We start from the raw sequence: 8,779 nt of genomic DNA, 5'->3' as shown, positions 1-8,779 counted from the left end.
GGCGGGCGTGCTCGTCGGATTCGCCGGCGGCGGGGGCACGCCGTTGTTCAGCGCGAATGAGGTCGATATCGAGGTCGCGTGGTTCGCCCCGCAATCCGAATACCGCTCCACCGAATACCTGCAAGCCTGGGTGCGCTTCTGGTTCCACGACGACCTGCGCCTCATGGCCGCCAAGGCCTTGCAGACGCAGCGCTTGCAACGGCTGCGAACGCAATGGACTGCGCGGCCCCTGCGGGACGCCGGATTCGCAGTCGATGCGCAGCGCCTGCACGAACTGGTCGAGCAATTTATCCGGCTCATTGCCACGGCACCCGACACCACGGCGCTGCTCACCGACGAGGCACGCCTGACCAAGGCCCTTTTCAAGCTGGCAGTGGACACCACCGGCTACGGCGACTTCAGCCGCGCCAAACGCGGCACCGGAACGGACCCGGCGAATCGTTTTCTCGACCATGGCAACTACCTGGCTTACGGACTCGGGGCCACGGCCACCTGGGTGCTGGGGCTCCCACATGGCTTGGCGGTACTGCACGGAAAGATGCGGCGCGGCGGACTGGTCTTCGATGCCGCAGACTTGGTCAAGGACGCTGCCATCCTGCCGCAGTCCTTTCTGTCCGCCATGCGCGGCGATGACGAGCAACAGTTTCGGCAGCGCTGCATCGAAACCCTGACCCGCAGCGAATCGCTGGATTTCATGATCGACACGCTCAAGACCATTGCGCAGGAAACTGCGCAACACGCCATGCAGGAAACTGCGCAACACGCCATGCAGGAAACTGCGCAACACGCCACCACGCAGGGCCCCGCACCATGAACGTGCTCTTCATCTCGCAATGCAGCAAACGGGCCCTGACGGAGACCCGCCGCATCCTCGATCAATTTGCCGAACGGCGTGGCGAGCGCACCTGGCAAACCCCGATCACCGCGGACGGACTGGACACCGTGCGCAGGCTGCTGCGCAAGACGGCGCGCAAGAACACCGCCGTCGCCTGCCACTGGATTCGTGGCCTGAACCACAGCGAACTGCTGTGGATCGCAGGCGACGGCCGGCAGTTCAACGCCGAAGGCGCCGTGCCCACCAACACCAGCACGAGCAACTTGCTGCGCGCCGAGGATGAGCGCACCTGGCACCACCTGCCCCTGATGAGCGCGCTGACCGCCCTGGCGGCGTTGATGCACGACCTGGGCAAGGCCACGCAGGCGTTCCAGGACCGACTGCGCAACCCCGGCTGCCTGGAGCGCAACCACTACCGGCACGAATGGGTTTCGGTGCGGCTGTTCCAGGCGCTTGTGGGCAGCGATGACGATGCGGGCTGGCTGGCGCGCCTGGCCACCTGCGCGCAAGAGGGCCAGGACGGGCCGTCGTTTGAAGCCCTGTGGTTGGACCGCGGGCGATTGCTGCGCGATGGCCTGGACGAGGCAGCGGACCAGAGCCCGCCCTTTGCGAAGCTCCCGCCGCTCGCGCGGGCAGTGGCCTGGTTGGTGCTCACGCACCATCGCCTGCCCTGCCAACCCGTCAAGAACAACCGCAACGCGCCCGACGACGAACCCGAAGCGTCCCGTTCGGGCTCGGAATACCTTCGCTTCGGTGCGCGCCTCCCGTTCGTCAATGCGAACGAGCTGCACGACTTGCTGGCCCGGGTCAACGCCGACTGGAACGAGCCCCGCGGAGACTTGGCGCCCGCACAGATAGGCGCCTACTGGCGCTTTGCGCATGGTCTGCCCGTGGGCCTGCTGTCCTGGCGCAAGCAAGCCGCGCGCTACGCGGAAAAACTGCAAGGCCTCGCCGCCCCCGGCGCGCAACGCCCCGCGCTGCATGACCCATTCACCATGCACGTCTCGCGCCTGTGCCTGATGCTGGCGGACCACCATTACTCCCGCATCGAGGACACGGCGCGCCGTGCGCCCTACCTGAACGCGCAGTACCCGCTGTACGCGAACACACGCCAGAACGGGGGCAGCCAACACGCGCCCGCCCCGCGCCAGGGAAGCTTCAACCAAACCCTGGACGAGCACCTGCTGGGCGTGCAGGCCCATGCCACGCGGATCGCCCGGTCCCTGCCCACACTGGCGCGCAGCCTGCCCGCACTGCAAAACCACCGCGGCCTGAAAAAACGCAGCAGCAGCGCCCGGTTCCAGTGGCAGGACAAGGCCGCCGACCTGGCCGCCAGCGTGCGCCACCGGGCCGAGGCCCAGGGCGCGTTCATCGTCAACATGGCCTCCACCGGCTGCGGCAAGACCCTGGGCAACGCACGCATCATGAATGCGTTGGCCGACCCGGCCACCGGCCTGCGCTGCGCCTTTGCCATCGGCCTGCGCACGCTCACGCTGCAAACCGGGCGCAGCTTTCAGAAAGACCTGGGCCTGTCGGATGAGCAACTCGCGATCCGGGTGGGCGGCAGCGCCAGCCGTGCGCTATTCGACTACTGGGAGCAGCAGGCCGAGAGCACCGGCTCCGCATCGTGCCAGGCCCTGCTCGACGAAGGCGGGCAGGTGCTGTTCGAGGGCCACGCGCAGCACCCGCTGCTGGAACGCCTGAGCGACGACCCGCTGCTGCGCTCCCTGCTGACCGCGCCCTTGCTGGTCTGCACCGTAGACCACCTCACGCCCGCAACCGAGAGCCTGCGCGGCGGCCGCCAGATTGCTCCGATGCTGCGCCTGATGACCGGCGACCTGGTGCTGGACGAGCCCGACGACTTCGACATGGCCGACCTGCCCGCGCTCACACGCCTGGTGCATTGGGCCGGACTGCTGGGCGCACGCCTGCTGCTGTCATCGGCCACCTTGCCGCCCGCGCTGGTCCAGGGCCTGTATCTGGCCTACCGCGAGGGGCGCGCGATTCTCCAGCAGCACCGCAGCCAGCGCCCCGACGAACCCGTCAACGTATGCTGTCTGTGGATCGACGAATTCCACCAGAGCGCCCAGGACTGCCCGGATGGCGCGGCCTTCCACATGGCCCACACCCGCTTTGCGGAAAAGCGCGTGGCCCAGTTGGCCAAGGCCGAGGTGCGCCGCCGAGGCCAGATCGTCGCACTGCCCACGCCATGGGGCGCCATGGACGAAGCCGCGCGGCGCGAGGATTTCGCCCGTTTCGTGCTCCAGTGCGCATGGGACCTGCACCAGCGGCCACAAAACCATGGCCTGGCCCCCGACAGCGGCAAGCGCGTGAGCCTGGGCCTGATCCGCATGGCAAACATCGATCCGCTGTTCGACGTGGCCCGGGCGATCTACCGCCAGGGCGCGCCGGCGCCCGGCGTGCGCCTGCACCTGTGCGTCTACCACGCGCAGTTTCCGCTGCTGGTCCGCTCGGCCATCGAACGACGGCTCGACACCCTGCTCGACCGCCGTGCACCGCCGGGCGGTGCCGATCCGGTGCTGCACCGGTCCGAAATTCGTGCACTGCTGGACGCGCACCCGGAACCAGACCATCTATTCGTCGTGCTCGGCAGCCCGGTCACCGAAGTGGGCCGCGACCACGACTACGACTGGGCCGTGGTAGAGCCATCGTCGATGCGCTCGCTAATACAACTGGCCGGCCGCGTGCGCCGCCACCGGCCCGGCGCCGTCAGCGCCGTCAACATGACGGTGCTCGACAGCAACCTGCGCGCCTGCGAACGCCCCGGCGAGGCGGCATTTTGCAGGCCGGGATTCGAGATGAATCGCGTGGACCCCAAGGCAGACAAACCGACCGGCCAGGAACCGCACGACTCCGCTTGGCGCTTTTATCTGGAAGGACATGGCTTGACGCAATTGCTGGAGTCCCCGCCAGCGGGTTTCGCCATCGACGCCCGCCCCCGTGTCGTGGCTGCGGAAAAGCCCAAACCAAGACAAAAATGGATCGATCTGGAACACGAGCGCATGCGCGACACCATGCTTCCCCGAGCGCCAAGCGGCAAGTTCTTCACGCCCCCGCTGCGCAATGCAACGCTGCATTGGCACAGCGGGCAGTGCTTGTGGTTGACGGGACTGTTGCCGCAGTACCAGCGGTTTCGTGACGATTCAACAGCGCGGGTGGACGTGGCCTTTTTGCCGGACGAGGACGAAAACGATCTGCTTCTGCACATGGTGACGGATACCCGGAAAGCAGCAGGAAAGCTCTATGCGCCGGCAGAGGAAAAGTTGAAGAGATTGAAGGAGATTCGCATGGGCCCGGGCATTGCCCCTTGGCTGAAAGTCTCCTTGGTGAATGAATTGACCGCCTTGGCCCATTCAGAGGGAATACCATTGCGCAGCTGCGCAGAAAAATACGCTGTGCTCAGCCTGCCCAAGCCCCGCAGCCAACTGGGCTGGGTCTACCACGACATTCTGGGATTCACCAAGGAGAAGACACATGGAGATTGATTCGGATCAGCACCCACCCAAAGAGAAGAGCGAGTTCCATGGCAGAAACTGACGCCCCTGCGTACAGCAGCTTCCAGGCCGCAGTACAAGCGTTTATTCAGGAGCGCTTGCAGACAAAGCTGGACAAGCTCAAGGAAGACGACCCGGAGCGTGAAAGACTGCGCGCACGGTACCAGCCGGCGGCCTGGATTGAAGACGCCGCGCAGCGGGTACAGCAAATCCAGGCCGTCACCCATTCCCTCAAGCCGATCCACCCCGACGCCCGCGGCACCCAGCTTTATGCGGAGCCAAGCAGCCTGCCCACACTGTCCGAGTTGGGCAGCCATGCACTGGGCAATGCCTTTGATTTTGATGTGGTGGGCAATGCAGCCGCGTTGGATGTGTACAAGTTCCTGAAGTTGGAAGTGAATGGGCGCAGCCTGCTGACTGCACTACAGGAGGAAGACGCATCCGCCCTGCGGGCATTGCATGGCGACGCGACGCAGGCCAAGACCTTGCGCAATGCCTTGCTCCGCCTGACGCAGCCCCGTTCTGACCGGACCAGCTCACACACACGGGCCAAGCAACTGTATTGGCTGACGGGCAGTGACGCATGCGCAGACGATAGCTACGAGTTGCTGGCCCCCTTGTTTGCCACTTCGTTGGCCCACGGTGTACATGCCCAGGTGCAAGAGGCCCGCTTTGGTGAGGCCAACAAGGCCGCGCGCCAGGCACGGCGTGAGCGCAGGGCGCATGGCGGTGTGTTTGTCGACTACCCCGGGCTGGCCGTGCAGAAGATGGGTGGAACAAAGCCGCTGAACATCAGCCAATTGAATAGCGAGCGCGGTGGGGTGAACTATTTGCTGGCCTCGTTGCCCCCCATCTGGCAGCCTCGCAGGCAGCGCCTGCCGGTGAATACCGATTCGGTGTTCAAGCACCTGTACCCCGAGCGGCCTGGGGTGCGCAATACAGTGCGCGCCCTGCGCCGCTTTCTGGAACGCGACCCACGGCCCAATCAAGCGACGCGCGAGCGCCGCGCAGCTGATATTGAAAAGCTGGTGGATGAGTTGGTCATGCTGGCAACCAAGTTGCAGCAAAGCTTGGCCCCAGGCTGGACGCGGGACGATGAGCGCTTCCACAAGCTGGCGCGTGCAGAACAACTGTGGCTGGACCCATTGCGCGCCGAACTGCCCGGTGAAGACGACTTTGCCAAGGAATGGCGATGGATGGACTGGCCCAATACCATTGGCAGGTTCTTTGCCAACTGGCTCAATGCCAAGTTGGCAGGCCAGTTGCCGGTGGGCGACGTCGAGGCCCGCGAATGGCAGCGTACGCTGCTGGTCAAGGACGATGGCTGGCGCGAAACATTGGCAGAGCAACGCAGGCGCATCGATGGCCAAAGGGACTCGCGATGAAACCAGAAGCCATCTTGGTCCTGCCGCATCTGCGCGTGCAAAACGCCAACGCCATCTCCAGCCCGCTGACGCACGGGTTCCCGTCTATTACCGCCTTCCTGGGTTTGATGTGGGCGCTGGAGCGCAAACTGGCGCCGGATGACATCCCGCTGCAGTTGCAGGCCGTGGGTGTCATCAGCCACCACCATCAGGAGCAGGTGACGCAGCAAGACTATGTGCGCACTTTCAACCTGACCCGCAATCCGGTGAGCCAAAAAGACAAACTGGCCGCCTTCGAAGAAGGCAAACCTGCCGCCATCGTTGAGGAAGGGCGCATCCACCTCGATATCACGCTGGTCTTTGCCGTGGCTGAAAAACGCATGGCGGGTGGCCCTCCGCGTTTGGTGCAGGGCGGCGAAGCGCAGATGCAGGAATGGGCCAGCGCGGCGGGTGCCATTCTTTCGCAAATGCGTGTGGCTGGCGGCACACTGCTGCCATCTCGCCCGGCACTCGGAAAACGCGTGCGGCCCTGGATGGCGGTGCTGCCCGAGGACCACGAAGCCCGGGCCGAACAATTTCGCTGGTGGCGACGCCAGTGGTTGCCCGGTTTTGCCCTTGTGGAGCAAGCCCACCTGCTGTCCGAGCGCTTGGCCAAACTGCGAGAAAAAACCCCGACGCAACACTGCTGGATGCTTGGCTGCACGCAGCACGCTGGAACTACGAGCCCGTGCCATCCAAGGAAGGCGAGGCCACCCCCGCGGACGGCAAGCAACGCTGGGCCGACCCCTTGCGCGGCAAGGGCAGTGGCTGGACGGTTCCCATTCCCGTGGGCTATGCGGCCCTCTCACCCCGCCATCTGGCGGGCACGGTGGACAACGCCCGCAACATGGGCACGCCGCTACGCTTTGTGGAATCGGTCTACTCGCTGGGCCGGTGGATCAGCCCCCACCGCCTGAGCCAGCCAGAGGAACTGTGGTGGCGTGCCGAGATCGACGAGGTCAAGGGTCTGTACCGCTGCCGCAATGCTTATGTTCCAGCCCCCACAGACCCCGATGAGAACGCGGACTGGGACGACGACAGTTATGACTAACCGCTAAGACAAATTGCCAACCCCACCATTCACACAACACCGTATTGCATAAGGATTAAACCCATGTCGAACGACCTCAAAACCGCATCTGTTCTGGCTTTCGAGCGCAAGCTGGACCCGTCTGACGCCACCTTCCACGCCGGGCGCTGGGACGACCGGGATAATGCATCCCGATGGGCGTCAGTCACCATTCGCTCCAAGTCCGTGCGCGGCACTATTTCCAACCGCCTCAAGACCAAAGGCAAAGACCCCGCAAAGCTCGACGCCGACATTGTAAAACCTAACCTGCAGACGGTGGATGTGGCCACATTACCGGCCGGCGCGGATACCCTGAAAGTCCGGTTCACTCTGCGTGTACTGGCCGGTGCTGGCACACCATCGGCCTGCAATAATATCCATTATCAGAAAGAGCTGGTGCAGACGGTGCAGGCTTATAAGGAAAAAGAAGGCTTTACCGAACTAGCCAAGCGCTATGCGGCAAACTTGGCCAATGGCCGCTTTCTGTGGCGAAACCGCATTGGCGCAGAAAACGTGCGGGTGGAGGTGGACTTGCTCAAGGATGGCAAGGCAGAGCAATCATGGGTTTTTGACGCTCTGTTGCTGGATCTGCGGAAATTGGATTCTATCAATGATGATGCCGTTCAGTCCCTGGGGACCGTGATTGCGGACGGACTGACTGGCGAGCGCCATGTACTGCTGCAAGTGACCGCTTTTGCTCGCATGGGCGCCGGACAAGAGGTATTTCCATCGCAGGAACTGATTCTCAACAACGACAAGAGCAAGAACAAGGTCAAGAAAGGCAAGACGCTCTATGCTGTGAACGATGTGGCTGCCATTCATTCCCAAAAAATCGGCAACGCCCTGCGTACCATCGACACTTGGTACGAAGATACCGGTGAGTTGGATCCGATTGCCGTGGAACCCTACGGCGCGGTCACCACACAGAGCATGGCCTACCGCCAGCCCAAGCGCAAGCTGGATTTCTACACCTTGCTGGACAACTGGCTGCTTAATGGTAAAGAACCATCCATGAAGCAGCAGCACTATGTAATGGCCGTGTTGATTCGTGGCGGCGTGTTTGGGGAAGCAGAGAACAAAAAAACCTCTGACGAAGCGTCTGACGATGCAAGCTGAGATTTTCCATGACCACACACTATATTGACATTGCATTGCGGCCGGACCCGGAATTCAGCCCCGCGCATTTGCTCAATGCCTTGTACGCCAAACTGCACCGCGCCTTGGTGCAATTGGGCACGGGCGACGTGGGGGTGAGCTTTCCCGGCCTGAACCCCCAGGGAACGCACCTGGGTAGCACATTGCGGCTTCATGGCACGGAGCCTGCGCTGCAACGCCTGCAGGCACTGCCCTGGTTGCAGGGGATGCGTGACCATGTGCAGGCGAGCGAAGCCGTATCCGTTCCCGCACACACACAGCACCGTACCGTGCGCCGCGTACAGGCCAAGAGCAACCCCGAGCTTCTGCGCCGGCGCCAAATGCGCCGCCACGGGATTGACAGCGCAGAGGCCCTCCTGCGAATTCCGGATCAAGAGGGCCAGCGATTGGCGTTGCCCTATCTGAGCTTGCACAGTGCCAGCTCAGGGCAAGCCTTCCACCTGTTTATCGACCATGGAGCCTTGATGAACACGCCATCCCCGGGCAGCTTTAGCACCTACGGACTCAGCACACAATCCACGATCCCGTGGTTTTGACCCTTTTTTTGTGACCAAGTCATTTCTTCAATAAAATCAACGACTTACGTGTCAGCCTCAAAAATAGGGGAGTCTTGCGAGATATCTATTTTTCCTTTGGATATCAATAGGTTATGGATGTTTTTATCCTGTTCACTGCCGAGTAGGTAGCTCAGAAATAGCCCCGAGGTCATCATCGCAATGACAGTCGGTTCACTGCCGAGTAGGTAGCTCAGAAAAAGTGTCGAAAGCATCCCTGTCCGACATGTGCTGTTCACTGCCGAGTA

6 protein-coding genes and 1 pseudogene are annotated in these 8,779 nt (G+C 62.9%); 6 read left to right on the top strand and 1 reads right to left on the bottom strand.

The genetic code is table 11. The annotated features are described in order from the left end of the window. From cas1f to cas6f, 6 genes and pseudogenes are all read left to right on the top strand, one after another. Positions 1-814, top strand: an 814-nt coding sequence (cas1f, locus tag VTU_RS27755; RefSeq protein ID WP_010106221.1) for a type I-F CRISPR-associated endonuclease Cas1f, incomplete at its 5' end; no start/stop codon positions are given. Then, complete coding sequence (gene cas3f / locus VTU_RS0116610; RefSeq protein WP_010106220.1) at positions 811-4,341, top strand: type I-F CRISPR-associated helicase Cas3f; 3,531 nt, start codon at positions 811-813, stop codon at positions 4,339-4,341. The genes cas1f and cas3f, both read left to right, overlap by 4 nt. 38 nt (positions 4,342-4,379) lie before the next feature. Then, positions 4,380-5,735 (top strand): type I-F CRISPR-associated protein Csy1, encoded by a 1,356-nt coding sequence (gene csy1, locus VTU_RS0116605; protein ID WP_010106219.1) that lies wholly within the window; start codon positions 4,380-4,382, stop codon positions 5,733-5,735. After that, positions 5,642-6,804 (top strand): annotated as a pseudogene (gene csy2 / locus VTU_RS35715) (type I-F CRISPR-associated protein Csy2). Before csy1 ends, csy2 begins: the two are co-directional and overlap by 94 nt. A 63-nt stretch (positions 6,805-6,867) precedes the next feature. Further along, positions 6,868-7,938: a type I-F CRISPR-associated protein Csy3 gene (csy3, locus tag VTU_RS0116595; protein ID WP_010106217.1), complete on the top strand. Its 1,071-nt coding sequence runs from the start codon at positions 6,868-6,870 to the stop codon at positions 7,936-7,938. A gap of 8 nt (positions 7,939-7,946) precedes the next feature. Beyond that, positions 7,947-8,513 (top strand): type I-F CRISPR-associated endoribonuclease Cas6/Csy4, encoded by a 567-nt coding sequence (gene cas6f / locus VTU_RS0116590; RefSeq protein ID WP_010106216.1) that lies wholly within the window; start codon positions 7,947-7,949, stop codon positions 8,511-8,513. Positions 8,514-8,557: 44 nt separating this feature from the next. Here the strand turns inward: cas6f and VTU_RS34985 are convergent. Continuing rightward, positions 8,558-8,779 (bottom strand): hypothetical protein (locus VTU_RS34985; protein ID WP_010106214.1); only part of this gene is annotated, 222 nt, incomplete at its 5' end.

This window comes from Verminephrobacter aporrectodeae subsp. tuberculatae At4 (assembly GCF_000193225.1).
Taxonomy (GTDB): Bacteria; Pseudomonadota; Gammaproteobacteria; order Burkholderiales; family Burkholderiaceae_C; genus Acidovorax; species Acidovorax aporrectodeae.
The sequence above is the reverse complement of the archived record's forward strand: the minus strand, read 5'-3'. Positions and strand labels throughout refer to the sequence as shown.